Origin of the sequence: Phascolarctobacterium sp. (genome assembly GCF_045124115.1) — a bacterium.
Taxonomy (GTDB): Bacteria; Bacillota; Negativicutes; order Acidaminococcales; family Acidaminococcaceae; genus Phascolarctobacterium_A.
The window spans coordinates 1-1,553 of the sequence record NZ_JBGVLF010000053.1; the positions used below are offsets into that span (position 1 = coordinate 1).

The window sequence follows — 1,553 nt, forward strand, 5'->3', positions numbered from 1 at the left end:
CTATGCCAACTACCACGCGCTGCGGCATACCTTTGCCACCCGCTGTGTGGAGCTGGGTTTTGACGTAAAGAGCCTGAGTGAGCTGCTGGGGCATTCCACGGTGAGCATGACCATGGACCGCTATGTCCACCCCTCGCTGGACCACAAGCGGGAGCACATGCAGCGGCTTTCGGCGCTGATGACGATGTATTGAAAACCGACGGCGATTTTGACGGCGAAAGGGATGGAAAAAACTGCTAAACCGGAAATTTGCTTGACTTTTAGCAGGAGCAGTGTTACTATGAATATGGAAAAATTTCCGGTTTTGGGGAAATTATGCGCGTTTTTTCCTCTCCGAAGCCGGGACCGCCGCCGAAAAAACACGTTTCAGCGGGGGGCAAGCATACTTTCAGGGCTTTTTTTCACGGTTTTCACTTTTCGCAGAGATTGGTGTAGGACCATGGAAAAACGGTACTGGGAGGGAGAAAAAACGGGGGTAATTCCCTCAAATAAGGAGGATTTTCTAATGAAATTCAAAAAGAATTGGAAGCGGTTCTGGACCCTGGACCGGCACCATGCCGAGGGCTTTACTTTGGTGGAGCTGATCGTGGTTATTGCTATTTTGGCAATCCTGGGCGGCGTGGCTGTGCCTGCTTATTCCGGGTATGTTAAGAAGGCAAATATGGCAGCGGATCAGACACTGGTTAGTGAGGTTGCGAATGCACTGGTATTGCAATACTATACAACACCGGGCTTTGAAGGCGTCGCAGCAGTTGCACTAACTGATAATGGCGCTTTCGCTGGTGAGGGAGACACCTTTGCGGATGCTGCAATGACCGCAGTCTTTGGTGATAGTTGGGATACGCAAGGTAACCTGGCACTAAGCTATAATGATTGGGCTAAAGGTGCTGAGGCTACTCAAAAAGTATTAAACTATTTTGGTAGTGTAAGTTCCGATAATCCTTTGTATGGCATTTATAATGGCACAGATATCCCCTCTTTTGCTGAAGATGTTGACGATCTGTTCGTACTAATTAAAGATACTGCAATGAGTGTTGCTGGTGAAAATGGCAGCGGTGCAGAATTGATCCAAGGTGCATCCAATCTGACGGTTAACAATACTCAGAATGTCGATTCCTCTAAGTTTGCTGAATATTGGGCAGGAAATACTTGGAATAGTAACTTTTTGATGGGTGACAGTACCTATGATGCAAGCGTAAGCGAACTTGATAATGGCGATTTACTTAATTCCGCAGTTGCCAATGCTGCTGTAATTAAGGCAAGAAATACTTCAGTGGCAACCTATTTGCGCAACCAGGGTTACAGCGAAGAAGTGTACAATCTCTTTGCAAATTATACCTATGGAAGTAATAGCATTGTTCCCAAAGATGTTACGATTGAATTCTTTGGAGAAAGCGACGCAGACACGAACCCCGAGTTTGGCGCCGCACTCGAAAAGGTAATGACAGAAACAGAGGCAGCTAATATACAGAACGATTTGATGACCTACTTTGGTGTTACTATTGACGATAGTGGCAATCCGGTCAAAACTCTTGAAGGATCCCAAGCTTACA

2 protein-coding genes are annotated in these 1,553 nt (G+C 46.4%); both read left to right on the plus strand.

Features of this window, described 5'->3' with window-relative positions; all coding sequences use genetic code 11:
• Positions 1-193: tyrosine-type recombinase/integrase (locus ACJMM4_RS08080; RefSeq protein WP_405383939.1), on the plus strand; the 193-nt coding region annotated here is incomplete at its 5' end.
• A gap of 312 nt (positions 194-505) precedes the next feature.
• A partial coding sequence (locus tag ACJMM4_RS08085) for a type IV pilin protein (protein WP_405383941.1) occupies positions 506-1,553 on the plus strand: 1,048 nt, incomplete at its 3' end.